A 25,121-nucleotide genomic window follows, 5' to 3' on the forward strand; every position below is an offset into this window, starting at 1 on the left:
TCCCGCATCTCGAAACCAGCGAGCCTGCACTCGCACTCTCAGGGCAGCACGCCTGTCCCTTCGAATACCCTTCCGCGTCTCAGGCGCGGAAGGGACATCGTGCAGGAAAACCATCATGTCTACCCCTTTTGTTCTCACTCGCCCCGTTTCTCCCCCGGCCGGTTACATCGGCGGAAAACGCAACCTTTCCAAGCGCATCTGCGCCATCATCGATCGCACGCCGCACAGCAGCTATGCCGAGCCTTTCGTGGGCATGGGCGGCATCTTCCTGCGCCGCACGCGGCGGCCCAAGGCAGAGGCGATCAACGATATCTCGGGCGACGTGGTGGGCCTGTTCCGCTGCCTTGCCGAACACTACCCCTACCTTGTCGACATGCTCCGCTTCCGCGTTTCAAGCCGGGCCGAGTTCGAGCGGCTGCTGGGGCAGGATCCCGATCGCCTGACCGACCTGCAACGTGCCGTGCGCTTCCTCTACGTCCAGCGCCTGGCATTCGGCGGCAAGGTTTCCGGCCGTGCATTCGGCGTGGACGCATCGAACCCTGCCCGCTTCGATGTCAGCAAGATCGAACCCATGCTGGCCGATATCCATGACCGCCTGCAGTCGGTCACGATCGAGCGCCTGCCCTATGGCGATTTCATCCGCCGCTATGACCGCGAGGGCGCGCTGTTCTACCTCGATCCGCCCTATTGGGCCTGCGAAAAGGACTACGGCCCCGACGTCTTCACCCGCGCCGACTTCGCCGCGCTGGCCGACCAGCTGGCCGGCATCAAGGGCAAGTTCCTCATGTCGCTCAACGACAATGAAGGCGTGCGCGAGACGTTTGGCCGATTCATGATCATGCCGATCGATACGACCTACTCGGTGGGGGCGAAGTCCCGCCCGGCGCGGGAGGTACTGATCAGCAACTTCCCGCTGGCTGACAATGACGACTAGACGATAAAAAAATCCGCGCCTCACATATGGGGCGCGGATTATTCTTTAGCGATATTTGCTAGGTATAATTTGCGTCAATTCACCTTAGCGGGCGCATTCTTCTGAATGTGCGCCGTCGAAGCAATCGCCGGCAGCGGAGGGACGCGCAATCCCGCTTCAGCAAAAACATGAGCCGCGAGCCCTCTGAAATAAGGATATGCAGCGAACTTTCCGACGTTCCTGCAAAAACCAAGCGCTGCGGCCTCCGTCGCGTCGTTGGGAACGGTATAAGAAACACCATATTCCGCAACGAGACTAAAGGCCTTCTTACGAGCGCGCTTGCCATCTACATGGTATTGAAAAATTGCGACAACCGCAGAATCTTCGCGCATATATTGGCAAGCAACGATCTTACGGCTGTAATTCAACTTCAACTTATCGTTGCCATTGCCCGCATCCGGCTCAGCAATAAATTTGCTAGACAAGAGCCTGATTGTTTCGAGCTCAGAATTTTTTGCAACGTGATTATATTCATCCCCGGAGAAGCCCTCCTTAGGAATTTCCTTTGCAACTTCGTTAGTGATATCGCTCATCACGCAGCCTTTCGCCGCAGTCCAGCCAACCGCTGGTCACTGGAATTCACACACTCAGCCTCGCTATCGTCGCCAGCCTCCTGCCAGATCGGGAAGACGTTCGGCGCTGCTTCGATCAAGTTCGCCATCTCATCTACCTGATCTTGCTCACACTTCCGAGCAAAGTGCTGACAATTCAACGTGGGAGTTTCCCCCAACGCATGAACCGCCCGAGCAAACAGGCGCAACGTGAAATTCTTGCATTCATCGCTGAAAACTTGGGAAATGCGCGCACGCGAGACACCCATCGCGTTGGCCAAGTCAGCGCGCGTAAAACCCTTCTCCTCCATCAGGGAGTGAAGGAAGAGCTGTGCATCAACAACGAACGCTTCTTCAGCGAAAATCGCGTTCCGTTCCCGATCATTGGTGCTGCTCATTGTCCTTTTCCTTTCGCGTTGGCGTTCAAATTGGATTGCAATTCGTCTGCAATCTCCAACGCCCGGCCGAGCACGATGGGATCGGCCTTGTCTTGTTTCTTGTCTAAGTCTGCTTTTACAACCACGAAGGTCCGGATACCGTCCACTTCGGTGGGGAATCCGTAAAACCTGTGCTTAAAGCCCTTAAACGCCTGCAGCATAACATTGTTAATTTTCGACCTGCCCTCATTGTAATTAAACATTTTAGGCATCAACTTCCTGCCCGCACACCATCCCTTCATAATACCTACGAAGCGACCCTGTTCCTTGACCTGAAGCGATTCAAAATCTTTGAGCGGGGACTTAATCGCGACAACACGCGATCCTCCTTCTTCGGCCAACAGGCTACATCCGAGTTTAGTAAACTGCTCTTCGCCGTTGCCGTCCGTCATACTTGGTTGAGTTAAGGTTTCTCTTAACACCGCGCAAGAGGGATTCCGATATATGGTTGCCTATCGCAGCTGGGATGGAAAAATCTCCAGCGCTTTCCATGATTGCGCACAAATCAGCCTTCGAGTGGCATCATTTGGCCTGCCGCCCATACAAATGCAGCCCCGCGAAACCCGCTGAACCTCTTGCCATGGTCGCACCATGGCGAATTCCGCAGACCTTGAACGCCGATCGGGCGAACTCCTTCAGGACGGTGTCGTGGCCTCCGTGGACTACGCGGCCGCGACCTGCACCGTGGAACTGGGCGACCTTGTCACCGGCGACCTGCCGTGGTTCGCCCCGCGCGCCGGCGGCGTCACCGTCTGGTCGCCGCCTGTGCCCGGCGAGCAATGCACGGTCCTGTGCCCCGAAGGCGATATCGACAATGGCCGCGTGCTGCTCGGCCTCTGGTCCGATGCGAACCCGCCGCCCTCCACCGATCCTGACCTTGTCCTGATCGCGTTCCCCGATGGGGCCAGCGTGGGCTACCACCACGGCACCCATGCGCTTGCCGCCAGCCTGCCCGCCGGCGGCTCGGCCACCGTGGACGCACCGGCCGGGCTCACCATCAACGCCGATGTCACGATCAACGGCAACGTCTCGATCGCGGGCAAGGCCGAAGCATCTGACGACGTGGTCAGCGGCGGCATCAGCCTCAAGAGGCACAAGCATTCGGCCGTTGCCGCCGGCACCGCGCAGAGCGGAGCGCCCGTGCCATGACCGGCATGTCCCGCACCAGTGGCGAAGCGCTGGACGATGACCTGCCGCAGTCGGTTGGCGACATTCTCGGCACGCCGATCGGCTCCCGCGTGGGTCTGCGCGACTATGGCTCGCTGCTCCCCGATCTCATCGACCTGCCCATGACGCGGTCCAACATCCTGCGGATCTACGCGGCCTCGGCCGTTGCCCTGTCCCGCTGGGAAGATCGCCTGCAGCTGCGGAAGGTCAGCCTTGCCGCCGGTGCCGAGGCCGGTTCGGCCACCCTGACGCTCGACGGCGTGCGTACCGACACCGGCGCCGCCAACTCCCGCACCCGCCTCGTCCTGCCCCTCTAGCCTCAACCTCTCAGGAGCCCGCAATGGCCTTCAAGCACGGCATCACCATTACCGAGATCAGCGACGGCGCCCGCACGCTGACCGCCGTTTCCACCTCCATCATCGGCCTTGTCGCCACCGCAGAGGATGCGGACGCGGCCACCTTCCCGCTCGATCGCCCGGCGCTGATCACCGATATCGAAACCGCGATCGGCAAGGCCGGCACGGACGGCACGCTGGCCAGGGCCCTGCGCGCCATTGCCGACCAGACCCGGCCGGTGCTGGTCGTTGTCCGCGTGGCCGAGGGTGACGACGCGGCAGAGACCGCCAGCAACGTGATCGGCACCACCACCGCCGATGGCCAGAAGACCGGCATGCAGGCCCTGCTGGCCGCGCAGGCGCAGCTGGGTGTGAAGCCGAAGATCCTCGGCACCCCCGGCCTTGAGACGCAGGCCGTCACCACCGCGCTTGCCGTCGTGGCAAAGAAGCTGCGCGGCTTCGCCTATGCCCGCGCGCTGGGCGAAACCGTGGTGGCGGCCACCGCCTACCGCGCCAACTTCAGCGCCCGCGAACTCATGCTGCTGATGCCGGACTTCCTCGCCTGGGACACGGACACCAGCGCCAATGTCACCAGCTACGCCGCCGCCCGCGCCATGGGCCTGCGCGCCCTGATCGACACCCAGACCGGCCCGCACAAGACGCTGTCGAACGTCGCCGTCGAAGGCGTGGTCGGGCTCACCAAGGACATCCACTGGGATATCGAAGACCAGTCGAGCGAGGCGGGCGTGCTGAACGCCTCGCAAGTCACCGCCCTGATCCGTACCGACAGCGGCTATCGCTTCTGGGGCAACCGCACCGCCGCCGAGGCGGAAAGCCAGTTCGTCTTCGAAAGCACCACGCGCGTGGCGCAGCTGATCGCCGAAACCATCGTCGCCGGCATGCTCTGGGCCATCGACAAGCCGCTGACGCCGGCGCTGGCCAAGGACATCATCGAGACGGTGAACGGCTTCGGCCGCCAGCTGAAAACGCAGGGCATCCTGCTGGGCTTCAACGCCTGGTACGACGAGGCGAACAACAGCACCGACAGCCTCAAGGCCGGAAAGCTGCGGATCGACTACGATTACACCGTGCCGCCGCCGCTCGAAGACCTCGGCTTCAACCAGCGCATCACGGACAGCTACTTCGCCGATTTCTCGGCCCAGCTGACCGAGGCCTGATCCCCGGCCGCCACCACCCTTCCCCGCCTCTCGATCACAGGAGCCCGCCATGGGTATGCCCCGCGTCCTCAAGGACAAGATGCTGTTTAACGAAGGCCTCGCCTACCTTGGCGAGTGCAAGTCGCTCACCCTGCCCGTTCTCGCCCGCAAGATGGAGGACTGGAAAGTCGGCGGCGGCACGCTGAAAATGGACATGGGTCAGGAAGCCATGTCGATGACCCACACCTATGGCGGCCCGATGCGCGATATCCTGCGCCAGTACGGCGTCACCACGGTGGACGGCACCTATCTGCGCTTCGCCGGCAACTACCAGCAGGAAGACACCGCCAGCCTGGACACGATCGAGGTGATCGTGCGCGGGCGCCATTCGGAAATCGACATGGGCGATGCCGAGGATGGCGAAGCGGGCGAATTCAAGGTCGTGACCGAGGTCGCTTACTACAAGCTGATCTGGAACGGCCGGACCGAAATCGAGATCGACCCGCTCAACATGATCTTCGTCGTCGACGGCGTGGACCTCATGGCCGCGCGCCGCGCCGCCATCGGCCTGTTCTGATCCCTCAGGCCCGGCCATGCGCCGGGCCGCCCTTTCCCTTCCCTTGACCACCGGAGATTCCAATGACCAAGACCAACCCCGCTCCCGCGCCGGCCGCGCCCGTGTTCCGCACCGTCACCCTCGACACGCCGATCGTGCGCCCCACGGGTGACGTTGCCACCATCCAGCTGCGCAAGCCCCGCTCGGGCGAACTGCGCAGCCTCTCGCTGGTCGATCTCGGGCAGTTGAAGGTGGACGCCCTTATCAAGCTGATCCCGCGCATTTCCGTGCCCACCCTTTCCGAGCCCGAAGTGGCAAACATGGAAACGGCGGACCTGCTCGCCTGCGGCGCGGAGATCGGCGGTTTTTTGCTGCAGAAGTCGCAGCGCACGGATGTCCTCGATCGGTAGACGACGCGATGGCGGACATCGCGGTCATCTTCCACTGGCCGCCCGCCTCCATGGACGAAATGGACCTGTCCGAACTCATGGGCTGGCGCGCCAGGGCCGCCCGCCGATCCCAACCTGCTGAGACACCCGGAAAGCGATAATGGCGGACAAGAACCTTCGACTGCAGGTCATCCTTGAGGGGCTGGACCGTATCACCACGCCCCTCAAGTCCATCACCGGCGCGTCGTCCGCCGCGCGCCGGGATCTTGCCAGGACGGGCGAGGAACTGCAGCGGCTCGATGCCCTGCAAAAGCAGGTCGGCAGCTACAAGGCCAAGGAATCGCGCTTCGGCGACGATACCCGCGCCTATCAGCAGGCAACCCAGCGCATGGCCGAACTGCGCACCCAGCTGCAGGCGACCGAAAACCCGACGAAGAAGCTGAGCAAGGAATTTGCGCAGGCCGAACGGCAGGCCGCAGCGCTGGCCGCCAAGCTGGATGCCGGCGGCGCCGAACTGCAGCAGCTGGCCTCGAAACTCTCGGCCGCCGGCATCGACGTCGCCCAGCTGGCCAGCCATGAAAACCGCCTTGCCGACAACACGGCCGAGGCGAACCGCGCACTGCGCCAGCAGACCGCGCAGCTGGACAAGGTCAATCAGGCCAAGCGCAATTCGGACAAGCTGAACGAGGTCAGTTCGAAGGCCTCGGGCGCGGGCCTCGGCATGGTCGCCGCCGGCGCCGCGATGGGCGCGCCCGTGGTCAACGCCGCCAAGCAGGCCATGAACCTCGAAAGCGCCATGGCGGACGTCTCCAAGGTCACCAACATGACCGGGCCGCAGATTGCCCAGATGTCTGACGACTTCCTCGACATGAGCGAGAAGATCCCGATGGCGGCCAGCGAACTGGCTACCATTGCCGCTGCCGCCGGCGCTGCCGGTGTTGGCATGGACAAGTTCGGCAACGCCCTGCCAGACCAGCGCAAGCAGCTGGAAGAGTTCACCAACGACGCGGCCGAAATGGGCGTGGCCTTCGACATGACGGCCGACGTCGCCGGCGAGACAATGGCGAAGTGGCGCACCGCCTTCGAACTGCCGCAGGAAGGCGTCCGCTCGCTGGGCGACAAGGTCAACGCGCTCACCAACACCTTTGGCGGCAAGGCGGCCAACGTCACCGATATCATCACCCGCATCGGCCCGCTGGGCAAAGTGGCCGGCCTTGCCGCGCCGCAGATCGCCGCGCTGGGCTCGACGCTCGATTCCATCGGCGTGCCCAGCGAGGTTGCCGCCACCGGCATCAAGAACACGATGCTGGCGCTGACCAAGGGCGAAGCCGCGACCAAGAGCCAGCAGAAGGCCTTCCAGACGCTGGGCCTTGAGGCGACCGACGTCGGCAAGCGCATGCAGAAGGATGCCGCCGGCGCGATTGTCGATGTGATGGAACGGATCGGCAAGCTGAACCCCGATCAGCAGTCCGGGATCCTCACCCAGCTATTCGGCTCGGAAAGCGTTGCGGCCATCGCCCCGATGCTCACCAACCTTGATGGCCTGCGCCAGCGTCTCGCGCTGGTCGGCGATGCCGACAAGACCGCCGGCTCCATGCATGGCGAGTTCCTCAACCGTATCGCCACCACCGAGGGCGCGACCGGGCTGGCCATGAACGCCGTCAATGGACTGAACATCAAGCTGGGGCAGGCCCTGCTGCCGACCGTGAAGGTCGTTGCCGAGAAGGTGGGCGCAGTCGCGAAAGCGGTACGTGGCTGGGCGCAGACGCACCCCGCCCTGGCCAAGGGCATCATGATGTTTCTCGGCGTCGGTTCAGCGCTGCTGATCCTGCTCGGCGGTATCGCCCTGGCTTTTGCCGCGCTGACCGCTGCCGCTGCCCCGCTTGGCATTGCGCTCACCCCGCTGCTGCTGATCGTCGCGGCCATCGCGGCAGTCGCCGCTGCCGCGTATCTGATTTACGATAATTGGGGGACGATCAGCGCATGGTTCGGCGGCCTGTGGGAAAGCATCAAGGCCATGGTCAGCGGAGCCTTTTCCTTCCTGGTGCAGGCCTTCCTCAACTTCACCCCGCTCGGCTTGCTCATGCAGGCCTTTGCCCCGGCCCTCGGCTACCTGCGCTCGCTCAATTTCACCGAGATCGGCCGCAACCTGATCCAGGGCCTGATCAACGGCGTCACCGGCATGCTGGGGGCGCTCAAGAACACGATCATCAGCACGGCAAGCGCGGTGTCGGACTGGTTCAAATCGAAGCTGGGCATTCACTCACCCTCCCGCGTGTTCGCGGATCTGGGCGGCTTTGTCATGGCCGGGCTCGATCAGGGCCTTGCCAACAACACCGGCGGGCCGCTGCGGCGCATCTCCGACCTGTCGGGCCAGATGACGCAGGCCCTTGCCGTCGGCGCCGGCGGCGTTGCCCTCGCAGCGGCCAGCCCCGCCGCCGCTCAAGGCGCTGGGTCCGGCGGCGCCATGCCCGCGCAGGTCAACCACTACACCATCAAGATCGAAGTCACCGGCGGCACGCCTGCGCAGGATATTACCGATCAAATCCGCAGGGTGATCGAGGATATCGAGCGCGAGAACCGCGGGCGCAGCCTCGGCGACGACGAATAAGGATCCCAGCCATGCACCTGATCGCTCTCGGCATGTTCCTGTTCGAAATCGGCACGCTCGCCCACGACGAACTCCAGCGCAAGACGGACTGGCGCCACGCCCGCGCCGGCCGCATCGGTGCGCGCGATGCCACGCAGTTCATCGGCCCCGGAGACGAAACCGTCAGCATGTCCGGATCGGTCTATGCGGAGATCGCGGACGGCCGGGTTTCTCTCGATGACCTGCGCACCATGGGCAACGCCGGCGACGCGCTGCCACTGGTCAGCGGCAACGGCACCGTCTTCGGCAACTACGTCATCACCGCGCTGGACGAGCGCCACGCCGCCTTCCTGCCCGATGGCACGCCGCTGCGCATCGACTTCGCGATCGACCTCCTGCGCGTGGACGATCCGGCCGATGCCAGGGACACGGATGCCCCGGCATGAGCGCGGCGGCCAACAACATCGCCGACTGGCGCGTGACGCTGGACGGCGTGGACCTGTCCGACCGGATGCGCCCGCGCCTTGTCTCGCTCTCCCTCTCCGAAAAGCGCGGGGACGAGGCCGACCAGCTGGACATCGTGCTGACCGACACGGACGGCCTGCTGGCCATCCCGCCCGAGGGCGCCGTGCTGAAACTCCAGCTGGGCTGGAAACAGGGCAAGGACGTCACCGTGGGCCTGATCGACAAGGGCAGCTTCAAGGTGGACGATGTCGGCCACAGCGGCCCGCCGGACCAGATCACGATCAAGGCCCGCGCGGCCGACTTCACCAGCGAGATCCGCAACCGCCGCGCGCATAGCTGGAAGGATACCACGCTGGGCGCCGTGCTGCGGGATGTAGCAGGGCGCAACGGCCTCACCGCGCGGATTGCGCCGGCGCTCGCCGCGATCGCGCTGCCCTCGATCAGCCAGAGCCGGGAAAGCGACGTCGCCTTCCTGCGCCGCCTCGGCCGTGAGAATGACGCGGTAGCCACGATCAAGGACAAGCACCTGATCTTCGCCCCTAAGGGCGCCGGCCAGACCAGCGGCGGGCAGGCCCTGCCCACGCTCACCATCACCCGCCGCAGCGGCGACGGCCACCGTTGGCAGCGCCAGAAGCGAGACGGTCAGCAGGGCGTCACCGCGCAGTGGCACGATCGCAAGGGGGCGAAGCGCAAGACGGTCACCGCCGGCACCGCAGACGGCGCGAAGAAGCTGCGCAAGGTCTACCCCGACGAAGCATCAGCCCGCCGCGCCGCGACGGCCGAGAACGCCCGCCTGAAACGTGCCCCGGCCACCTTCGACATCCGCCTGGCGCTCGGCCGCCCCGAAGCCTCCCCCGAAGCCCGCGTCACCGTCACCGGATACAAGCGGGAGATCGACGGGACGACCTGGCTGATTTCTGAGGTGACGCACCGGATGGATACATCCGGCGGCTTCACCACGGATTTGCGGATGGAGATGGCGCCCTAAGCATTCATTCCTGAGATTTGGTCAGAGATGCAAATGATGATGGGAGTCGATTTTGACACCGAGCTTATCGAGCAACGTGTGGCCCGAAGCCGTCATATTTTTTGTGGGTCGACTATCCGCCAAGTCTAAGCGAGCGTACGACCAAGTCCCCGCATTAGCTCGGAGTTCTTGCGGGAGGCCTCGGCAACACGTTGGCTGTGTTCGTCTGCCTTGGTGTAAGGCTTATCTCCGTCATACCTTAAAAAGGCAGTAACCGGACTGAAGGAACTTTCGCACACAGGGCATTGACCCACATAGTGATGAATTTTTTGCTTCAGCTGAACAATGCGGCCACTCGTTGGCTGGCATTTAGGGCAGATAGGATAACCTATTGGTCGACCTTCGTCATCAGTCTTGTAGTCGTAGTCTCCAGGCCCTTTCGCCAGCTTGCCATTGTCTTCAAATGCGATCTTCAGCCGCGAAATTTCTCTGTCTTTCCCGGCCATCACTTCTTTGGCCTCTGCCAGTGCGAGCTTCGCATCGGTCAGTGCTTCGATTACTTCCGCGACCTTCGCCCTGTAGGTCGCTTCGTCGTAAGATTTTTCAATTCCGCGAAGGGCTTTGGCAATGCCCAATCCTTGGGTGACAGCGGCAATGCCAGATGCAATGTCCATTTGAGCGCCCTCTATTTAGGCCAAAAACTTCACGATCAAGGCAGTGAGGGCGCCGCATGCTGCGAGCAAACTCGCACTCGTCGTGAAGATGAAGCCCTTAGTCGGCATCTGCTTCGACCGCTCATCGAAGCGTCCAAATTCGACTTTGAGATCGCTAAGCGTAGTCCGAACAGCCTTAACGTCCGTCGATATCTCCGACACGGACTTTTTGACATGCTCCATGTCGCTTTCTAGGCGTGCAACGCGTGCTTCCATACCACCTGATGTGCCACCGCCTCCACCAGAGTTCAATGGGTCTTCCTTGCCAAGCGCCCTATTCAGCGCTTGAGCAACGACAGAATTCAGCAGACTGAGGTCTGGCTCAGCCATCATTGACCTCCCTCGGGCGTTACAGGAGCGACCCGATCAGCCAATCCAGCAAGTCCAGTGGATTTGGCCGCAGCCCTTGCGACTTCAGCCATCAATTTTCGTGCATTGATGAGATTCGCATTCACGGATGGATTAGCTTTGGCAAGCTCTTCCAAAGTATCAATGATAAACGATTGCGCGGCTAACGACGCCATCATGTAACGAAGCAAATCCAAACGGCGAACCGGCGCAAGTAATAACTGAGCATCCGGACCTTCTTCATACCCCGTAAAGGAATCCATGACCCTTAATAAATCAAGAACTTCATTGACGTCCAATTCTTGGCGCACTTCACTTGACATATTTTACCACCCATCATTGATGCCAACAGTGCCCTCGTCTCGAACCGCTTAAGCTCCGACATCATGCGGAGGTTCAACAATTGGCGCTTCAATATCAACAAGTTCCCAGCCCAACCCATCGCGCTTAAACACCAGCGACGGAGCCTTTTCTCCATCAGCAACCTTCGGTTTTGCAATGAACCGATCCAGCCCTCGCCGCTCGATCGCCCACTCGGTTTCCCCGCCCTTTGTCTGATCGGCTACCGGCTTATCCGGATCCTTCATCTTCCCGCTTTGAACCATGACCTTGATGCCGTCCGGTGACACGACACCATCAATCATGGGGTCGATGATGGCGCCTGCGAAGGCCATGCCCATCGCAGCAAAGGGGGTGTCTTTCTCCTTCGCCATTTCAGCGACCATCACCGCGCGCATCTGGCTCTTCAAGGACTCACGAACGGCCGGGAAATCAACACGCTCGCGCAGTTCATCCTTGTCGCCCGCCAGCGCCGCGTCACGCAGGCCTTTCATGGCCATCCCGGGCGACAGCCAGTACCAACCACCGGCCGCGATTGCGATCGCGGCAACGCCCGCGAGGATGACCTTCTTCATCTGAGCCCCCGTTCAGAAATTCGAGACACGGGTAAGACCGCCGCTATGCCGCTGTCCACACGAAACTTTTTTCCAGCAGCGATTGTCACTTTCCTACAAACCTGCGAACGCCCAAATAGAACGTAACAGGAACAAAGGAGTGTCAGGTTGAGTGCGCGTGCCATCCGGGCGACCCCAGGTTGCGAGTTTGATTGTCTGAATTGCTCCGTCAGGTGCGCGACGATGGTCCAGATTCGCGATGATCTGTGGCAGCAGCTGGAGGGGGAGTATCGCCTGCAGGCGACGCACCCGCGCCCGGATCGGGCAGATAGGGTCCGATACCTGCAAAGCCAGATGGAAGCCATCGAGCTAGAATTTCAGCGGTCTCGTCCTTGGTCGACCCATCTGGAACAAGAACCAAGAGACTGCGGAACATATCGCGCAGCGCAGCTTCACTAGGGAGCGCCACTTGAAGCGGCACGTATTGAATTGCTGGGCGCGCAGCTTCGATCGCTCGCGCTTCGGGTTGGCTTTCCGCGTCAGTCAGACCGGCAAGCTTCATCACGTCCGCTGGATCCACGCTATGTTCTGCGAGCACCGCCGCAATTCGACGCGCGAGATCAATTGGGAGGTACGGCTTTTTGTAGACGTTGGCATTCTCGTAAACAGCATACGACGAATGCCCCATTCCCAGCTTGTCCGCGAGTTTGCGGATGGACAGGGTCGGGACTGCTGTTTGGCGGAGTTGCTTTAAGAGAGGTGCTACAGACGACATCTCTCTTGCGTATAAATTTTTTGGACACATTGTGTGTGTAATCTACATTGACAGTCGTGTGTAAATCTTACACACCATCGTCCATGAAACGGCTCACCTCAATCTTCGACCTGTTTGGCGGCATCCGTCCAATGGCGCGCGCGCTTGATGAAAGCCCCAGCAAGGTCATGGGCTGGAAGCGCGCCGGCCATATTCCTGCGCAAAAGCAAGCATCGGTCCTCGCAAAAGGCGCGGCGCTAGGTTTCCCCGTAACCGCCGAGCATGTCGTGTTCCCGCTTGGCCATCCTGCATCCGATGTAGCCGGTTCCGAGGCTTCCGTCGTTTGCGATGAGAATCCGAAAGCGCAACGAAAGGGTCGCCCGCAGTGACCAAGGTTCGCGCGCCCCTCACCTTCTCCCTCGCTGTCACCACGGTCGTCGGCCGCATCGGCTGGAAAGCCGCGGGCTCGATCACGCGCCGTGCGGTCCGCACTGTCCGGCACTGGAGCGAAAGCGACAAGCACGGCTCCCCCACGCTCGATCAGGCCATCGCGCTCGATCGCGCGTTTATCCTTGCCGGCGGCGGCTATGCCCCCATCCTTGAAAGCTACGCGCGCCAGTTGGACGTTGCCATGGTCGATGCCTCCGGGTGCCGTGAAGCTCTGGCCGATGATGTCGCGCTGATCTCGCGCGAAACCGGCGATGCCATCGGCCATTGCATCCAGGCGTTGCAGCCGGGCGCCACGCCCGCGCAGATCTACCGCGCCATTGCCGAAACCGAGGAAGCCGACGCGATTTTCCCGCGCCTGATCGGTCGCTTGAAAGCCCTTCTGCCCGGCAATGGCGCCGGCCGCGAAGCCACGGGGGTAAATCACTGATGTCGGGTCGTCCTGCCCAACTGCCGCATGTCACCTGCCCGGCCTGCGGAGGCCGCGCCTTCGCACGGACTTCCGGCAAGACCAGCGCGCTTTATCGCGAGGTCTATTACCACTGCCGCAACCCGGATGCGTGCGGGCACACCTTCGTGGTCGCGCTCGAACCGATCCGCACGATCAAGCCCAGCCGCTACCCTCAGCCGCTGCATCAGTTGCCGCTCAGCCAGTGGCGCGATGCCGCCAATGACCGGGCGGACAACGACAACAGCCTGCCGCCCGAACCGGGGAACGCTTCCCCCGGCGACTGACCTCAGGGCCGCCCCGGCCTGATCTGCCCCTAAGCGCACTCCCCTGCCCGGCTCGCTTCCGGGAACGCCCCTGCTTTGCCAAAATTCGGAGCCCGCCCCATGCCATCCACTCACAAGGCCGCGCCAACGCTTCCGCTGCTGCGGGCCTTCTCCGCCATCTGCAGCTGCTGCGAAGCAACCGGAAACACCCTCACGCCTCACCTTCCGGCAGGCTGGGCAACGGAAACGGTCAACGGCACAACATCGGCCTATTGCCCTGATTGCGCCATCGACCTGCCGAAGGATCGCCGCCAGTGAGCGCGCCCCTCGATCACCGCGAAATCCGCGCCATCGTCGTGGAACTCAGCCCGGTCTGCACAGAAACGCAGCGCCTTACGGCCTTCGCCCGGCAGGCAGAGAAAGTCGCGATGCGCTGCCTGATCACCGCGATCACCGTCCTTGGCTCGGCCTGCGTCGTCGCGCAGATCGCCATGCGCCTCGGCGCTGCGGGCTGACGGTCATGGCGGAATTTCGCTTCAACGACCTGTTCGCCGGCACGCCGGATCTTCGCAAGATCGAGGAACTGGTGCGCTGCTGCGAGCGCCGCAAGGCCCGCGCGACTGAGAAACTCACCGCCGCCGAAGCGGAAACCGCCGCCGCGCAGGCCGCCTATGAACGGGCCGTTGCCGCCCGCGCCGACTGGATTGCGGCCAGCCCCGATCCACAACTCCTCATGCTGTAAAGGGACCGAAAATGGCCGAAACCACTGACGACCGCCTGCGCCTGCTGATCGAGCGCGTCGAGCGCATGGAAGAAGAAAAGAAGGGCATCGGCGACGATATCCGGGACATCTACAACGAGGCGAAGGCCGTCGGGTACGATGTGAAGATCATGCGCCAGATCGTGCGCATCCGGAAAATGAAGCCGGATGATCGCCGCGAAATGGACCTGCTGCTGGATACCTACAAGACCGCGCTGGGGATCGACTGATGGCCCGCCGCCCGGCTTCCGCCCTCCACCCCATCGGCTGCGCCTGCAAGGCCTGCCAGCCGACCGCAGTACCTCGGCGCCGCGCCGATCTCGCCCGCACGGCCACGCGCGTGCTGGTCATCGTCGCGGTCGTGCTGACCATCCCCTTCATCGTCGCCAGCGCGCTTTCGGGCAGCAAAGGCGACCCGCGCTGACCGGGCTTCATCCGGTCAGCCTCCCATCCCAATGCACGGCAGTGACGCGGGCGCCCTTTGCGGGCCACCTGCCGGCGAAACGACAAAGGAACTCCAGTGGGCAGAGCCCCCTCAGCCTTCCGTCAAACCGACGTGGTGCGTGCCGTGAAGGCCGCTCGCTCAGCGGATATGACCGTCTCAGGCGTGGAGATCGCGCCCGATGGAACCATCCGCATCCTCACTACAGCGCTTCCCGAAGCCCCCGCATCACCCTTCGATAAATGGAGAAGCAAGCGCGATGCGCGTGCGAATTAAGGGCCTGCACAAGGTCAACGCCAAGCTCGCCTCAGGCAAGCGCGTCACCTACTATTACGCTTGGCGTGGTGGCCCACGCCTTGAGGGCGAGCCCGGATCGCCGGAATTCATGAGCAATTACAACGCTGCCATTGCCCGTCAGCGCAATCGCAACGAAGATTTGCTTATCTCCGTGCTGGACCGCTTCGAGGAATCGAGCGAGTTCGCAGCCCTCGCGGAGCGCACCCGCAAGGACTATCGCCGGCAACTGATCGTGATCGAGCGCGAATTCGCCGACTTCCCGATCGCAGCGCTCGAAGACCGCCGCACGCGCGGGGAATTCCTGGCTTGGCGTGAACGACTGGCGGTGAAGTCGCGCCGGCAGGCCGACTATGCCTTTGCCGTCCTCGCCCGCACAATGTCGTGGGCGTACAATCGCGGCATCGTGCCCTTGAACCCGTGCGAACGACCGGGACGACTTTATAAGGCCTCGCGCTCTGAAAACGTGTGGTCCGATGCAGACGAACAGGCTTTCTATGCAGCTGCCCCACAGCACTTGCATCTGGCGCTGACGCTGGCCCTCTGGACCGGCCAGCGACAGGGTGACCTCCTGCATCTCAAATGGGCAGCATTCGACGGCAAGACGATCCGCCTACGCCAGCGCAAGACCAAGGTGTCAATCGCCGTGCCGACAGGCGCGCCGCTCAGACAAGCCCTTGAGCGCACACGGGCTCGCTATGCCGCCGAGGGCAAGTCGCTGCCCGACACCATCCTCGCCACCGAACGGGGAACGCAATGGACCGAATCGGGCTTCCGCGCCTCGTGGCGCAAGGCCTGCATCAAGGCCGGAATCTCCGGGCTGACCTTCCACGATTTGCGCGGCACCGCCGTCACGCGTCTCGCCATCGCAGGCGCAACCGTTCCTGAAATCGCGGCGATCACCGGACACAGCCTGAAGGAGGTCGGGACTATCCTCGACACCCACTACATGCACCGCGACCCCGCGCTGAGCGAAGCCGCCATCCGCAAGCTTGAGGACCACCGCTCTGTAAAATGAGCTGTAAAATGCCCTTCAAGCGTCCCAACAATGACGAGAAAATGGCAATAAAAAAGCCCGGAAAATCCGGGCTTTATGGATGGTAGCGGAGGAGGGACTCGAACCCCCGACACGCGGATTATGATTCCGCTGCTCTAACCAGCTGAGCTACTCCGCCATACCAATACCACCGCATAGGTGGCTCTGCATGGTGCCGCGGGGAGCGCCCCGGGCAGGTGCGTGCCTCTAAGGGGAAGGTTGCCCGCGGTCAACACCCAAAAAGCACTTTAGCCGCGAAATTTTACGATGCGAATTTCCCGCCAGAGCCCCTCCTCCCACGCGTAGAGCCCGAAGCCCCGGAACCGAAACGAAACGGGCGCCAGTTCCGCCTGCAATCGGGCCTGCAAGGCCTGCGCCTGCGCCGAGGAGACCTTGTTCTGCACCGTCACATGCAATCGCAGCGGACGGCTGTCCTGAACCGTGAGCAGGCCGTGCATGCGATCGGCGATCCGCGCATGCAGGTCTTCCATCGCCGGGCTGTGAACCGCCAGCGCCGTGCCGCGCTCCAGCTTCATCAGCCCTGAAATCCGTGCAGGCGGCGGTGCCGAGCGCGCTAGCTCGCCGAGAATCGCCATGAGTTCGGCCTCCACGGACGGCGGCAAGGCGTGAAACAGCGTGACGTGCGCCCGCAGGCGGTTGCGCTCCGGAGGATAATGTGCCCGGCGCAGGCCATCGGCCCAGCCCAGCACGTCGGCGGGCAGTTCCGCCGTAACCAGCAACGGCGCACCGGGGCGGCGCTCGCTTGCCAGGATCTCACCCGCTCTTTTCATGCCTGCTCCCGTCTCACCCCGCCTCGATAGCGGACGATTCCCACTCCCACCACGAGCGGATTGTCAGCGGGCAGCCCATGCGGCAGGATCGCCCTATCCTATGGTGGTGCACCTGGGGAGAGCAACATGCGCAGGTTCTGGATCATCGCCTCCGGCATCCTGGTGTGGAACCTGCTGGGCGACGCCGCCTATTTCATGCAGGCCAGCACCGATCTCGACGAACTGGCCCGAACCGATCCGGTCGCCGCCCAGGCCTTGATGCAGATGCCCGCCTGGGCCTGGGGCGCCTATGCGATCGCGGTATGGAGCGGAACCCTGGGCGCGCTCCTGCTGCTGATGCGACGCGGAAGCGCCTGGGCCTTCTTTGCGCTGTCGCTGGCGGGCGTGATCGTGCAGTTCGGCTGGAGCTTCCTCGATTTCGGGATGCTGGGCGCCAAGGGACCGGCTTCGGTGATCTTTCCGCTGATGATCCTGGCGATCGCGATCGCATCGGTCACGTATGCACGCCGCAAGCGGGCCGACGGCACGTTGCATTGACGCAGGCCCAGGGCATTGGCGCGGGCCCTTGGCAAACGGCCCGGGGCGGGCAGCGGGCGCCACGCCCCCCCCTTGTCCGCGCCCGTCCGCGCCTGACCGCCCCTGCCCGTTTATCGCGACCTCAGATCTCGCCGCGCGCGCGGCGGATCGCGAACCACTTCTTCACGTTCTCGTTGTGCTCGGCCAGCGTCGAGGCAAAAGCGTGGCCACCGGTCCCGTCGGCAACCATGTAGAGCGCGCCGGTCTTGGCCGGGTGCAGCACCGCCTCGATAGAGGCCTTGCCCGGGTTGGTGATCGGGTACTTGGGCAGGCCGGGCATCGAGTAGGTATTGTAGTCGTTGACGGCGCGGATCTCCGACTGGAGGATCCGGCGGCCGAGCGGCTTGCCCCGGGTGATCGGGTAGATGATCGTAGGATCGGCCTGCAGCGGCATGCCGATGCGCAGGCGGTTGGAATAGAGCCCGGCCACCATCGTCCGCTCGGAGGGCTTGCCGGTTTCCTTCTCGACGATCGAGGCAAGAATGACGGCCTGCCCGGGCGTCTTCACCACCAGACCCTGGTCGCGCTTGTCCCAAAGTTCGGCCAGCGTCCGCCGCATGGCCGCCTGCATGCGGCGCAGCACGTCCTCACGGCTTTCACCCTTGCCGAAGGCGTAGCTGTCCGGGAGGATCGAGCCTTCGTCCGGCACGGCGACGTCGCCGGTCAGACCACTCTGCGCCATCAAGCGTTCCTGCACCATGATCGAGGGCATGCCCTCCGGCACGGTGACGAAGCGGCGGATCACATCGTCGCTGGAGATGATCGCCAGGATGCGCGAGGAACTGGCGTGGGCGGGAATGGCGAACTCGCCCGCCTTGATCGCGCCGCCGCCGCCGAACACGCGGGCGCGCAGCGCAAAGCCGCTGGCAGAGCGGATCGCGCCCTGTTTTTCCAGCCGCTCCGCCACCGAGGCGAGGCTCGCCCCGTTGGGAACAATGAAATGGGTGTCCTTCGCGAGCGGGCCGGAACCGTACCAGCCGCCCACGAAGGACCAGAGGGCGATCACCGCCGACAGGCCGATGGCCGCGACGATAAACCAGTTGCGCCGCGACATCATCGCCTCTTCAGCCTTTCGCGATCAGTCGATCTTGCGCATCACCAGGCTGGCGTTGGTGCCGCCGAAGCCGAACGAGTTGTTCAGCACCGCGCGCACCTCACGCTTGCGCGCGACGTGGGGAACCAGGTCAACGCCCTCGCAGCCCTCGTCCGGGGTGTCGAGATTGAGCGTGGGCGGCACAATCTGGTCACGCATCGCCAGGATGCAGAAGATCGATTCGACCGCGCCGGCACCGCCGAGCAGGTGGCCGATGGCCGACTTGGTCGAGCTCATCGACACCGAGCCGATGGCATCGCCGAACAGGCGGCGCACGGCGCCCAGTTCGATGGTGTCGGCCATGGTCGAAGTGCCGTGGGCGTTGATGTAGTCGATGTCGGCCGGGGTCATGCCCGCCTTCTTCAGCGCCATCTGCATCGAGCGGTAGGCACCGTCGCCGTCGGGATGCGGAGCGGTGACGTGGAAGGCATCGCCCGAAAGGCCGTAGCCGATCACTTCGCAGTAGATCTTCGCGCCGCGGGCCTTGGCGTGCTCGTATTCCTCGAGGACAAGAACGCCGGCGCCCTCGCCCATGACGAAGCCGTCACGATCCTTGTCGTAAGGGCGGCTCGCCTGTTCGGGGCGGTCGTTGTAGCTGCAGTTGAGCGCGCGGGCCTGCGCGAAACCGGCAATGCCGATCGGGCAGACAGTCGATTCGGCGCCGCCCGCCAGCATGATGTCGGCATCGCCGTCCTTGATCATGCGTGCGGCATCGCCGATTGAGTGGGCGCCGGTCGAGCAGGCGGTGACGACCGCGTGGTTCGGACCCTTGAGGCCGTACTTGATCGAGACCTGACCCGAGATCAGGTTGATCAGGCGGCCGTGGACGAAGTGCGGCGAGACGCGGCCGGGGCCCTTTTCGGCCAGAACCAGCGATTCGCTTTCGATGCCCGGCAGACCGCCGATGCCCGAACCGATCGAGCAGCCCGCCATGAGCTTGTCTTCCTCGCTCATGTCGGTGAGACCGGCGTCCTCGAGCGCCTGGCCTGCGGCATCGATGCCGAAGACGATGAAGGGATCGACCTGGCGCTGGATCTTGTGATCAACGCGCTTGCCGGCATCGAACCCGTACTCATGATCGGCCGGCTTCACTTCGCAGGCGATCTGGCACTTCTGGTCCGAAGCATCGAACTTGGTGATCGGACCCGCACCGCTCTTGCTAGCAAGGATGTTGGCCCAGGTGGTCTCGACATCAGCCCCGAGCGGGGTGACCAGACCAAGACCGGTTACGACGACGCGACGCATTCACGCTCTCCAAAACTCAAATAGGCCGTGGTTGCACCGCTGGAAACTCCACCGGCAGAAACGGCAACAGGCCCGCCCCCTTAGAGGTCGAGCCTGTCGATTTCAATCCGTGAGTGGACACAAGGCGCCCCGGCCGAGACCGGAAACGCCATTGTGACCGAAGGCCGGATCAGCCCTTGTTCTCTTCGATGTACTTGATCGCATCGGAGACGGTGCTGATCTTTTCAGCCGCATCGTCCGGGATCTCGACGCCGAATTCTTCTTCGAACGCCATGACCAGCTCGACGATGTCGAGCGAGTCAGCGCCCAGATCGTCGATGAAGCTTGCTTCTTCGGTGACCTTGTCGGCTTCCACGCCGAGGTGCTCGACGACGATCTTCTTAACCCGATCGGCGGTATCGCTCATGTGAATAGACCCCTTCAAAAATCGGTCAGTATTGTATCTCGCCAGCCGCCCTAATGATTGGGCGGGGCGCTGGCAAGCCTCGCGCGCAAGTTGGTGCCGTCGCGCGAGGCATCGCAGGCGTCCTTATCGACCTGCGCCGGGCTTTTCCAGCCCATATCGCCCATTCTTCAGCCGCCTCGGCGAAAAAGACCCCGGAAAACCGGGGTCTTCTTTTAGAGGCAAACAGCCTGCTGTCAGGCCGCCGGCTTCTGCGGCTCCACCACACGCATGTGCAGTTCGCGCAGCTGCTTGGGCTCGGCCGGGGTCGGCGCGCCCATCAGCAGGTCTTCGGCGCGCTGGTTCATCGGGAACAGCGCCACTTCACGCAGGTTCTGCGCGCCGCAAAGCAGCATCACGATGCGATCGACACCCGCCGCCATGCCGCCGTGCGGCGGGGCGCCGTACTGGAAGGCGCGGTAGAGACCGCCGAAGCGCTCCTCGACGTCAGCCTTGGTCAGGCCGACCATCTCGAAGGCCTTGACCATCAGTTCCGGCGACTGGTTACGGATCGAGCCCGAGGCGATTTCGAAACCGTTGCAGACGAGGTCGTACTGGTACGCCTTGATCGTCAGCGGGTCCTGGCCTTCCAGCGCTTCCATGCCGCCCTGCGGCATCGAGAACGGGTTGTGCGCGAAGTCGACCTTCTTGTTGTCCTCGTCCCATTCGTAGAACGGGAAGTCGACGATCCAGCACAGCTCGAAGCGGTCCTTGTCGATCAGGTCGAGCTGCTCGCCGGTGCGGATACGGGCGAGCCCTGCCAGCTTGGCGGCCTGCTCTTCCTTGCCGGCGGCGAAGAACACGCCGTCGTTCGGGCCAAGGCCCAGCGCCTCGATCAGCGTGGCGGTCTTTTCCTCGCCGTGGTTCTTGGCGATCGGGCCGCCGGGGACGCCGTCCTTGATGTTGATATAACCAAGGCCCGAATAGCCTTCACCGCGCGCCCAGACGTTCATGTCGTCGAAGAACTTGCGGCTGCCCGCGCCCGCACCCGGAGCCGGGATCGCGCGGATCACGCCGCCGTTCGCGACAATGCCCGCAAAGATGCCAAAGCCCGATTCGACAAAGTGCTCGGTCACGTCCTTGATGATCAGCGGGTTGCGCAGATCGGGCTTGTCCGAACCGTAATCCAGCATCGACTGGGCGTGCGGAATGCGGCGGAAGCTGCCTGCCGGGGTGACCGGCTTGCCTTCGGCGAAATCGGCGAACACGCTCTGGAGCACCGGCTCCATGGTTTCCCAGATCTCTTCCTGGGTCACGAAGCTCATTTCGAGGTCGAGCTGGTAGAACTCGCCCGGCAGACGGTCGGCGCGCGGGTCCTCGTCGCGGAAGCAGGGGGCGATCTGGAAGTAGCGGTCGAAACCGGCGACCATCAGCAGCTGCTTGTACTGCTGCGGCGCCTGCGGCAGCGCGTAGAACTTGCCGGCGTGGATGCGGCTGGGCACCAGGAAGTCGCGCGCGCCTTCGGGCGACGAGGCGGTCAGGATCGGCGTCGCGTATTCGGTGAAGCCGATGCCTTCCATCTTGCGGCGCATGTCCGAGATGATCTTGGTGCGCTTGACGATGTTGGCGTGCAGCGTCTCGCGGCGCAGGTCGAGGAAACGATAGCGCAGGCGGATATCCTCGGGATATTCCTGCTCGCCGGCGACCGGCATCGGCAGTTCCTCGGCCTTCGCCTGGACGGTCACGGCGCGGGCGTAGACCTCGATCTCGCCGGTCGGCAGGTTCGGGTTCACGGTGGAGGCGCTGCGGGCCTTCACTTCGCCCTCGATGGTGACCACCGATTCGACACGCAGCGAATCAAGCACCGCCAGCGCCGGGCTGTCGCTGTCGGTGACGATCTGGGTGATGCCGTAGTGATCGCGCAGATCGACGAAGAGCACGCCGCCGTGATCGCGCTTGCGATGCACCCAGCCCGAGAGGCGGACGGCCTGGCCGACCTCGGCAGCGGTCAGGGCGCCGCAGGTGTGGGAGCGATAGGGATGAGTCATGGCGGGCTCGCGCTTCTCTTGATCTGAAACAGGTTGCAAGCCGTGCCCCCTAGTCGAGTGGCCGGATTATTTCCAGATGGGGATTTGCATTCGCGCGCCCCGCCCGGCCCTGGACACGCTCCACTCCGCCTTTGACGCACTTTTGCCCCGCATGCGCAGCCGCTGCCGCAAGCGCGCGCCAGACATAGCGGCCGCGGTAACCCGGTATCAACCATTGCGGAGCTATCCCCGCATCAAAGGGTCTCATGGAGAATGACAATGCTTGCGGACGTCACGGTCGACGGCAGGCCGGAAAGCCAATTCCGCCTCGCGATCGAGTCCATGCTGCGCGCCGGCGACGCCGATCAGGCCGCCCGCGCGCTCAAGGCCGAACTTGGCTACTTGTGCGGTGAGGGCCAGCCCCTGCCCGCGCGCTTCCGGTTCATTGCCGCGTCGGAACTCGAAGTCACCGGCTGGGACCGCCTGATCGAACGGATCGGCGAACTCGACAGTCCCGGCGATCCGATCACCGCGATCGGCATCGATGTCTGCGGAATGCAGGCGGGTTTCGGCGGCGCGCCCACTCTCGCATTCGAGACCACATATTATACCGACCAGGCCTGGGGCTTCTCCCACGCCGATCGCGACGGGCTCTGCGCCGGCTATACCGGCACTACCAATGCCTGGCAGGGGGCTTTCGAGGACCTCGACGACACCTTGCGGGTAGCCGGGCTCGACGATCTCAACGCGGTGATCGCCGCGCTTGAGAACCATTGCCGCAGCGGCAGCGCAACACCCGAGGAACAGCGCGGCTTCGTGGTCGGCGCCTGCTATCTCGCCGTGCTGGTCCACCAGGCCGTGCGCGACAAGGTTACCGCCGAGGGACTTCCCCGCGCCATGGCGGTGCTGGTGGGCAGCAACGAGGCCTACCCCTGGTTCGAGGCCCCGGCCGCGAGTGCGCGCGATGGCTTTGTATCGGCCGAACCGGCGCCCGCCGCCCGCGGTATCGGCGCCGTGCTGGAGCGCCGCCCGCTGGACCTCGGCGCGCATCTTGCCGCGATGCCCGCGCCGCCCTCACACCTGCCCTCTTTGGACCTGCCCTCATCGGACCTGACGCCGTCCGATCTGCAGCCCACCGAACTCCCGGCGCCGATCTTCGATACCGGCCGCGCGCCTTTTGCACCGCCGCTGGCGCAAGATGAGGCATCGACCGAGACCGCGCCGCCCCTGTTCGACGCCCCCGGGCAGCCCTCTTCCGCCGATGAACTGCCCGGCAGCGTGTTCCGCCAGTTCCCGCAGGCACAGGAACGGATCGACTTTGGCGCGGCCGATTTCGAGGCTGCCGGCTTCGACGACTGGCCCGCCGAAACACAGCACCATGACCTCGAAAGCGAGGAAACGGCGGAGCTGGCCGCGACCGACGCCGCAACCGACTATGCCGCGCTCGACGGCCTGCGCATGGCGGCGACCGCCACGCCTGCGACCGCGCCCCTTCCGGTTCTCGAACCCGCACGCGAAGCGATGCCGGTTCAGGAGGACGAGGAAGCGCTGCACCTGCCGCCGCCAGGCATCCACGTCACCGGCACCCAGCTGCGCCGCCGCTTCGTCGACCGCGAGACCATCGCCATCGAGGAAGAGCGCCCGGCCAGCCTGGTCAGCAGCCTGCTCGAACGCCTGTTCGGCAAAAAATAGCATCGTCGCCGGATTTCTCCGACAAAACTGGAAGTCGGACCGGTCGGGGAGATTGATCCCCCGCCCGGTTCGGCGTAACGCCGCAGTCGCAATGATCATTCACCCGCTTATTACAAAGACGGAAGAGCTCGCCGCTCTGTGCGAACGCCTCGCGAAATCGGATTTCGTGACGGTGGATACCGAGTTCATGCGCGAGAACACCTATTGGCCCGAACTCTGCCTCGTGCAGATCGCCAATACCGAGGAAGCCGCCGCCGTCGATCCGAAGGCGGACGGGCTCGACCTGTCTCCGCTGCTCGACCTGCTGACCGACAACGAGGACGTGCTCAAGGTCTTCCACGCCGGCGGCCAGGACGTCGAGATCATCTACAACTTCACCGGCCGCACCCCCCACCCGATCTTCGACACGCAGATCGCGATGATGGCGATCAGCCAGTCGGAGCAGATCGGCTATTCGAACCTGGTCGAATCGTGGCAGGGCCTGACCATCGACAAGGGCGCCCGCTTCACCGACTGGTCGCGCCGCCCGCTGACCGAACGCCAGATCGAATACGCCATCGGCGACGTCACCCATCTGGCCAAGATCTTCCCCAAGATCCTCAAGCGCCTGATGAAGACCGGACGCGGCCAGTGGCTTGACCAGGAAATGGAGAAGCTGGCCGATCCGGCCAACTACCGCAACGACCCCACCGAGGCGTGGAAGCGCATCAAGGCCGCCGGCCGCAACGCCGCCATGCTCGGCCGCCTCAAGGCCATCGCCGAATGGCGCGAGATCGAGGCGCAGGGCAAGAACATCCCGCGCGGCCGCATCGCCCGCGACGAGACACTGGCCGACCTCGCCAGCCACCCGCCCAAGCAGCAGTCGGACCTTGCCAAGGTGCGCGGCCTCTCGCAGGGCTGGAAGGACAACGACATCGGCAAGCGCCTGATGAACACCATCGCCAAGTCGCAGCCGCTGACCGATGACGAGATGCCGCCGCGCGCCCCGCGCGGTGCGCCGCTCGGCAAGGAAGGCTCGCTGGTGGCGGACCTGCTCAAGCTGCTGCTCAAGATCCGCGCGCGCGAGATCGACGTGGCCGCCCGCCTGCTGGCGCGCAGCGAGGACCTCGAACTGCTGGCCGCCGGCGTGCGCAAGAACCTGCCGATCCTGGAAGGCTGGCGCTACGAAGTCTTCGGCCATGATGCCCTCGACCTCGTGGAGGGCAAGCTCGCCTTCGCGGTCGTCGACGGCAAGCTGAAGATGACTCGTGTCGAGGATGCGGAAGAGGTGCCGGTCACCGAGTGACCGGCCTGCCCTCAATTCACGGATCGCGCGCAAATGGTTGGC

General features: G+C 63.7%; 34 protein-coding genes and 1 tRNA gene. 21 read left to right on the top strand and 14 right to left on the bottom strand.

Translation table 11 applies throughout. From position 1 onward, the window contains the following. The first annotated feature begins 115 nt into the window (after window positions 1–115). The gene (locus tag CA833_RS00135) at window positions 116–934 is read left to right on the top strand and encodes a DNA adenine methylase (RefSeq protein ID WP_207078844.1); all 819 of its coding nucleotides are present in this window, start codon (window positions 116–118) and stop codon (window positions 932–934) included. A 74-nt stretch (window positions 935–1,008) separates the two neighbouring features. Here the strand turns inward: CA833_RS00135 and CA833_RS00140 are convergent, their stop codons facing one another. The 3 genes from CA833_RS00140 to CA833_RS00150 are packed head-to-tail and all read right to left on the bottom strand — an operon-like array spanning window position 1,009 to window position 2,353. After that, window positions 1,009–1,506, bottom strand: a complete 498-nt coding sequence (locus CA833_RS00140; protein WP_207078845.1) for a hypothetical protein — start codon at window positions 1,504–1,506, stop codon at window positions 1,009–1,011. Further along, on the bottom strand, window positions 1,506–1,922 hold the full coding sequence (locus CA833_RS00145; RefSeq protein WP_207078846.1) for a helix-turn-helix transcriptional regulator: 417 nt from the start codon (window positions 1,920–1,922) through the stop codon (window positions 1,506–1,508). Before CA833_RS00145 ends, CA833_RS00140 begins: the two co-directional genes overlap by 1 nt. Continuing rightward, window positions 1,919–2,353, bottom strand: coding sequence for a hypothetical protein (locus CA833_RS00150; protein ID WP_207078847.1), 435 nt, complete (start codon window positions 2,351–2,353; stop codon window positions 1,919–1,921). The genes CA833_RS00145 and CA833_RS00150 overlap by 4 nt, the downstream gene beginning before the upstream one ends. A gap of 199 nt (window positions 2,354–2,552) precedes the next feature. Here CA833_RS00150 and CA833_RS00155 point away from each other — a divergent pair, with 199 nt between their 5' ends. From CA833_RS00155 to CA833_RS00195, 9 genes are all read left to right on the top strand, one after another. Further along, the gene (locus tag CA833_RS00155; RefSeq protein ID WP_207078848.1) at window positions 2,553–3,110 is read left to right on the top strand and encodes a phage baseplate assembly protein V; all 558 of its coding nucleotides are present in this window, start codon (window positions 2,553–2,555) and stop codon (window positions 3,108–3,110) included. After that, window positions 3,107–3,445: a GPW/gp25 family protein gene (locus tag CA833_RS00160; protein WP_207078849.1), complete on the top strand. Its 339-nt coding sequence runs from the start codon at window positions 3,107–3,109 to the stop codon at window positions 3,443–3,445. The genes CA833_RS00155 and CA833_RS00160 overlap by 4 nt, the downstream gene beginning before the upstream one ends. A 23-nt stretch (window positions 3,446–3,468) precedes the next feature. After that, window positions 3,469–4,641 carry a phage tail sheath subtilisin-like domain-containing protein gene (locus tag CA833_RS00165; RefSeq protein ID WP_207078850.1) on the top strand — a complete coding sequence of 391 codons (1,173 nt, stop codon included), beginning with the start codon at window positions 3,469–3,471 and terminating at the stop codon, window positions 4,639–4,641. Window positions 4,642–4,690: 49 nt separating this feature from the next. After that, on the top strand, window positions 4,691–5,197 hold the full coding sequence (locus CA833_RS00170) for a phage major tail tube protein (RefSeq protein WP_207078851.1): 507 nt from the start codon (window positions 4,691–4,693) through the stop codon (window positions 5,195–5,197). A gap of 62 nt (window positions 5,198–5,259) precedes the next feature. After that, window positions 5,260–5,586 (top strand): phage tail assembly protein, encoded by a 327-nt coding sequence (locus CA833_RS00175; protein ID WP_207078852.1) that lies wholly within the window; start codon window positions 5,260–5,262, stop codon window positions 5,584–5,586. 8 nt (window positions 5,587–5,594) lie between these two features. After that, window positions 5,595–5,726, top strand: a complete 132-nt coding sequence (locus CA833_RS00180; RefSeq protein WP_207078853.1) for a GpE family phage tail protein — start codon at window positions 5,595–5,597, stop codon at window positions 5,724–5,726. Next, entirely contained in the window at window positions 5,726–8,176 is a 2,451-nt protein-coding gene (locus tag CA833_RS00185) for a phage tail tape measure protein (protein ID WP_207078854.1), read from the top strand. The genes CA833_RS00180 and CA833_RS00185 overlap by 1 nt, the downstream gene beginning before the upstream one ends. Before the next feature lie 11 nt (window positions 8,177–8,187). Further along, a complete protein-coding gene (locus CA833_RS00190; RefSeq protein ID WP_207077906.1) occupies window positions 8,188–8,601 on the top strand; it encodes a phage tail protein in 414 nt (137 codons plus the stop codon). Continuing rightward, window positions 8,598–9,608 carry a contractile injection system protein, VgrG/Pvc8 family gene (locus tag CA833_RS00195; protein ID WP_207078855.1) on the top strand — a complete coding sequence of 337 codons (1,011 nt, stop codon included), beginning with the start codon at window positions 8,598–8,600 and terminating at the stop codon, window positions 9,606–9,608. The genes CA833_RS00190 and CA833_RS00195 overlap by 4 nt, the downstream gene beginning before the upstream one ends. Before the next feature lie 125 nt (window positions 9,609–9,733). Here the strand turns inward: CA833_RS00195 and CA833_RS00200 are convergent, their stop codons facing one another. From CA833_RS00200 to CA833_RS00220, 5 genes are all read right to left on the bottom strand, one after another. Next, on the bottom strand, window positions 9,734–10,261 hold the full coding sequence (locus CA833_RS00200; RefSeq protein WP_207078856.1) for a hypothetical protein: 528 nt from the start codon (window positions 10,259–10,261) through the stop codon (window positions 9,734–9,736). Window positions 10,262–10,276: 15 nt separating this feature from the next. Next, a complete protein-coding gene (locus CA833_RS00205; RefSeq protein ID WP_207078857.1) occupies window positions 10,277–10,633 on the bottom strand; it encodes a hypothetical protein in 357 nt (118 codons plus the stop codon). Continuing rightward, complete coding sequence (locus CA833_RS00210; RefSeq protein ID WP_207078858.1) at window positions 10,630–10,971, bottom strand: hypothetical protein; 342 nt, start codon at window positions 10,969–10,971, stop codon at window positions 10,630–10,632. Before CA833_RS00210 ends, CA833_RS00205 begins: the two co-directional genes overlap by 4 nt. 48 nt (window positions 10,972–11,019) lie before the next feature. Continuing rightward, complete coding sequence (locus CA833_RS00215) at window positions 11,020–11,562, bottom strand: DUF2939 domain-containing protein (protein ID WP_207078859.1); 543 nt, start codon at window positions 11,560–11,562, stop codon at window positions 11,020–11,022. Between the two features lie 208 nt (window positions 11,563–11,770). Then, entirely contained in the window at window positions 11,771–12,316 is a 546-nt protein-coding gene (locus tag CA833_RS00220) for a helix-turn-helix transcriptional regulator (protein ID WP_207078860.1), read from the bottom strand. 83 nt (window positions 12,317–12,399) lie between these two features. On the opposite strand from CA833_RS00220, the gene CA833_RS00225 reads away from it, so the two are divergent. The 8 genes from CA833_RS00225 to CA833_RS00260 all read left to right on the top strand — a co-directional run bounded on the left by CA833_RS00225 (window position 12,400) and on the right by CA833_RS00260 (window position 15,970). Next, window positions 12,400–12,684, top strand: a complete 285-nt coding sequence (locus CA833_RS00225; protein WP_207078861.1) for a carph-isopro domain-containing protein — start codon at window positions 12,400–12,402, stop codon at window positions 12,682–12,684. Further along, window positions 12,681–13,172 carry a hypothetical protein gene (locus CA833_RS00230; protein ID WP_207078862.1) on the top strand — a complete coding sequence of 164 codons (492 nt, stop codon included), beginning with the start codon at window positions 12,681–12,683 and terminating at the stop codon, window positions 13,170–13,172. The genes CA833_RS00225 and CA833_RS00230 overlap by 4 nt, the downstream gene beginning before the upstream one ends. Further along, window positions 13,172–13,477: an ogr/Delta-like zinc finger family protein gene (locus CA833_RS00235; RefSeq protein WP_207078863.1), complete on the top strand. Its 306-nt coding sequence runs from the start codon at window positions 13,172–13,174 to the stop codon at window positions 13,475–13,477. The genes CA833_RS00230 and CA833_RS00235 overlap by 1 nt, the downstream gene beginning before the upstream one ends. Before the next feature lie 293 nt (window positions 13,478–13,770). Continuing rightward, window positions 13,771–13,971: a hypothetical protein gene (locus CA833_RS00240; RefSeq protein ID WP_207078864.1), complete on the top strand. Its 201-nt coding sequence runs from the start codon at window positions 13,771–13,773 to the stop codon at window positions 13,969–13,971. Window positions 13,972–13,976: 5 nt separating this feature from the next. After that, on the top strand, window positions 13,977–14,198 hold the full coding sequence (locus tag CA833_RS00245) for a hypothetical protein (protein ID WP_207078865.1): 222 nt from the start codon (window positions 13,977–13,979) through the stop codon (window positions 14,196–14,198). Window positions 14,199–14,209: 11 nt separating this feature from the next. Beyond that, window positions 14,210–14,446: a DUF2312 domain-containing protein gene (locus CA833_RS00250; RefSeq protein WP_207078866.1), complete on the top strand. Its 237-nt coding sequence runs from the start codon at window positions 14,210–14,212 to the stop codon at window positions 14,444–14,446. Next, window positions 14,446–14,640, top strand: a complete 195-nt coding sequence (locus tag CA833_RS00255; RefSeq protein ID WP_207078867.1) for a hypothetical protein — start codon at window positions 14,446–14,448, stop codon at window positions 14,638–14,640. The genes CA833_RS00250 and CA833_RS00255 overlap by 1 nt, the downstream gene beginning before the upstream one ends. A 277-nt stretch (window positions 14,641–14,917) precedes the next feature. Next, entirely contained in the window at window positions 14,918–15,970 is a 1,053-nt protein-coding gene (locus tag CA833_RS00260) for a tyrosine-type recombinase/integrase (RefSeq protein WP_207078868.1), read from the top strand. Between the two features lie 80 nt (window positions 15,971–16,050). On the opposite strand, the gene CA833_RS00265 is transcribed toward CA833_RS00260, so the two are convergent. Both CA833_RS00265 and CA833_RS00270 read right to left on the bottom strand, forming a co-directional pair. Continuing rightward, window positions 16,051–16,127: transfer RNA gene (locus tag CA833_RS00265), tRNA-Met, on the bottom strand. 109 nt (window positions 16,128–16,236) lie between these two features. Continuing rightward, window positions 16,237–16,779 carry a 2'-5' RNA ligase family protein gene (locus tag CA833_RS00270; protein WP_207078869.1) on the bottom strand — a complete coding sequence of 181 codons (543 nt, stop codon included), beginning with the start codon at window positions 16,777–16,779 and terminating at the stop codon, window positions 16,237–16,239. Window positions 16,780–16,905: 126 nt separating this feature from the next. On the opposite strand from CA833_RS00270, the gene CA833_RS00275 reads away from it, so the two are divergent. Then, window positions 16,906–17,316 carry a sugar transporter gene (locus CA833_RS00275; RefSeq protein ID WP_207078870.1) on the top strand — a complete coding sequence of 137 codons (411 nt, stop codon included), beginning with the start codon at window positions 16,906–16,908 and terminating at the stop codon, window positions 17,314–17,316. A gap of 121 nt (window positions 17,317–17,437) precedes the next feature. Here the strand turns inward: CA833_RS00275 and mltG are convergent, their stop codons facing one another. From mltG to aspS, 4 genes are all read right to left on the bottom strand, one after another. Continuing rightward, window positions 17,438–18,412: an endolytic transglycosylase MltG gene (mltG, locus tag CA833_RS00280; protein ID WP_142632869.1), complete on the bottom strand. Its 975-nt coding sequence runs from the start codon at window positions 18,410–18,412 to the stop codon at window positions 17,438–17,440. Window positions 18,413–18,433: 21 nt separating this feature from the next. Continuing rightward, on the bottom strand, window positions 18,434–19,693 hold the full coding sequence (gene fabF / locus CA833_RS00285) for a beta-ketoacyl-ACP synthase II (protein ID WP_142632867.1): 1,260 nt from the start codon (window positions 19,691–19,693) through the stop codon (window positions 18,434–18,436). Between the two features lie 169 nt (window positions 19,694–19,862). Further along, the gene (locus CA833_RS00290) at window positions 19,863–20,099 is read right to left on the bottom strand and encodes an acyl carrier protein (protein ID WP_007013838.1); all 237 of its coding nucleotides are present in this window, start codon (window positions 20,097–20,099) and stop codon (window positions 19,863–19,865) included. A 233-nt stretch (window positions 20,100–20,332) separates the two neighbouring features. Beyond that, the gene (gene aspS, locus CA833_RS00295) at window positions 20,333–22,123 is read right to left on the bottom strand and encodes an aspartate--tRNA ligase (RefSeq protein WP_207078871.1); all 1,791 of its coding nucleotides are present in this window, start codon (window positions 22,121–22,123) and stop codon (window positions 20,333–20,335) included. A 252-nt stretch (window positions 22,124–22,375) separates the two neighbouring features. Between aspS and CA833_RS00300 the strand changes: the two genes are divergently transcribed. Beyond that, complete coding sequence (locus CA833_RS00300) at window positions 22,376–23,794, top strand: hypothetical protein (RefSeq protein WP_207078872.1); 1,419 nt, start codon at window positions 22,376–22,378, stop codon at window positions 23,792–23,794. Between the two features lie 91 nt (window positions 23,795–23,885). After that, complete coding sequence (rnd, locus tag CA833_RS00305; RefSeq protein ID WP_142632861.1) at window positions 23,886–25,079, top strand: ribonuclease D; 1,194 nt, start codon at window positions 23,886–23,888, stop codon at window positions 25,077–25,079. Window positions 25,080–25,121 lie beyond the last annotated feature (42 nt).

Origin of the sequence: Novosphingobium sp. KA1 (genome assembly GCF_017309955.1) — a bacterium.
Lineage (GTDB): Bacteria > Pseudomonadota > Alphaproteobacteria > Sphingomonadales > Sphingomonadaceae > Novosphingobium.

Bases quoted from the DNA above. Each gene is read 5' to 3' on its own strand.
- CA833_RS00195 (WP_207078855.1), top strand. From the start codon at position 8,598: ATGAGCGCGGCGGCCAACAACATCGCCGACTGGCGCGTGACGCTGGAC.
- CA833_RS00205 (WP_207078857.1), bottom strand. From the start codon at position 10,633: ATGATGGCTGAGCCAGACCTCAGTCTGCTGAATTCTGTCGTTGCTCAA.
- CA833_RS00220 (WP_207078860.1), bottom strand. From the start codon at position 12,316: ATGTCGTCTGTAGCACCTCTCTTAAAGCAACTCCGCCAAACAGCAGTC.
- CA833_RS00225 (WP_207078861.1), top strand. From the start codon at position 12,400: ATGAAACGGCTCACCTCAATCTTCGACCTGTTTGGCGGCATCCGTCCA.
- CA833_RS00190 (WP_207077906.1), top strand. From the start codon at position 8,188: ATGCACCTGATCGCTCTCGGCATGTTCCTGTTCGAAATCGGCACGCTC.
- CA833_RS00300 (WP_207078872.1), top strand. From the start codon at position 22,376: ATGACAATGCTTGCGGACGTCACGGTCGACGGCAGGCCGGAAAGCCAA.
- CA833_RS00145 (WP_207078846.1), bottom strand. From the start codon at position 1,922: ATGAGCAGCACCAATGATCGGGAACGGAACGCGATTTTCGCTGAAGAA.
- CA833_RS00210 (WP_207078858.1), bottom strand. From the start codon at position 10,971: ATGTCAAGTGAAGTGCGCCAAGAATTGGACGTCAATGAAGTTCTTGAT.
- fabF (WP_142632867.1), bottom strand. From the start codon at position 19,693: ATGCGTCGCGTCGTCGTAACCGGTCTTGGTCTGGTCACCCCGCTCGGG.
- CA833_RS00180 (WP_207078853.1), top strand. From the start codon at position 5,595: ATGGCGGACATCGCGGTCATCTTCCACTGGCCGCCCGCCTCCATGGAC.
- CA833_RS00150 (WP_207078847.1), bottom strand. From the start codon at position 2,353: ATGACGGACGGCAACGGCGAAGAGCAGTTTACTAAACTCGGATGTAGC.
- CA833_RS00215 (WP_207078859.1), bottom strand. From the start codon at position 11,562: ATGAAGAAGGTCATCCTCGCGGGCGTTGCCGCGATCGCAATCGCGGCC.
- CA833_RS00235 (WP_207078863.1), top strand. From the start codon at position 13,172: ATGTCGGGTCGTCCTGCCCAACTGCCGCATGTCACCTGCCCGGCCTGC.
- CA833_RS00175 (WP_207078852.1), top strand. From the start codon at position 5,260: ATGACCAAGACCAACCCCGCTCCCGCGCCGGCCGCGCCCGTGTTCCGC.
- CA833_RS00290 (WP_007013838.1), bottom strand. From the start codon at position 20,099: ATGAGCGATACCGCCGATCGGGTTAAGAAGATCGTCGTCGAGCACCTC.
- CA833_RS00275 (WP_207078870.1), top strand. From the start codon at position 16,906: ATGCGCAGGTTCTGGATCATCGCCTCCGGCATCCTGGTGTGGAACCTG.
- CA833_RS00170 (WP_207078851.1), top strand. From the start codon at position 4,691: ATGGGTATGCCCCGCGTCCTCAAGGACAAGATGCTGTTTAACGAAGGC.
- CA833_RS00270 (WP_207078869.1), bottom strand. From the start codon at position 16,779: ATGAAAAGAGCGGGTGAGATCCTGGCAAGCGAGCGCCGCCCCGGTGCG.
- CA833_RS00165 (WP_207078850.1), top strand. From the start codon at position 3,469: ATGGCCTTCAAGCACGGCATCACCATTACCGAGATCAGCGACGGCGCC.
- CA833_RS00185 (WP_207078854.1), top strand. From the start codon at position 5,726: ATGGCGGACAAGAACCTTCGACTGCAGGTCATCCTTGAGGGGCTGGAC.
- CA833_RS00260 (WP_207078868.1), top strand. From the start codon at position 14,918: ATGCGCGTGCGAATTAAGGGCCTGCACAAGGTCAACGCCAAGCTCGCC.
- rnd (WP_142632861.1), top strand. From the start codon at position 23,886: ATGATCATTCACCCGCTTATTACAAAGACGGAAGAGCTCGCCGCTCTG.
- CA833_RS00250 (WP_207078866.1), top strand. From the start codon at position 14,210: ATGGCCGAAACCACTGACGACCGCCTGCGCCTGCTGATCGAGCGCGTC.
- CA833_RS00140 (WP_207078845.1), bottom strand. From the start codon at position 1,506: ATGAGCGATATCACTAACGAAGTTGCAAAGGAAATTCCTAAGGAGGGC.
- mltG (WP_142632869.1), bottom strand. From the start codon at position 18,412: ATGATGTCGCGGCGCAACTGGTTTATCGTCGCGGCCATCGGCCTGTCG.
- CA833_RS00200 (WP_207078856.1), bottom strand. From the start codon at position 10,261: ATGGACATTGCATCTGGCATTGCCGCTGTCACCCAAGGATTGGGCATT.
- CA833_RS00160 (WP_207078849.1), top strand. From the start codon at position 3,107: ATGACCGGCATGTCCCGCACCAGTGGCGAAGCGCTGGACGATGACCTG.
- CA833_RS00155 (WP_207078848.1), top strand. From the start codon at position 2,553: ATGGCGAATTCCGCAGACCTTGAACGCCGATCGGGCGAACTCCTTCAG.
- aspS (WP_207078871.1), bottom strand. From the start codon at position 22,123: ATGACTCATCCCTATCGCTCCCACACCTGCGGCGCCCTGACCGCTGCC.
- CA833_RS00245 (WP_207078865.1), top strand. From the start codon at position 13,977: ATGGCGGAATTTCGCTTCAACGACCTGTTCGCCGGCACGCCGGATCTT.
- CA833_RS00255 (WP_207078867.1), top strand. From the start codon at position 14,446: ATGGCCCGCCGCCCGGCTTCCGCCCTCCACCCCATCGGCTGCGCCTGC.
- CA833_RS00135 (WP_207078844.1), top strand. From the start codon at position 116: ATGTCTACCCCTTTTGTTCTCACTCGCCCCGTTTCTCCCCCGGCCGGT.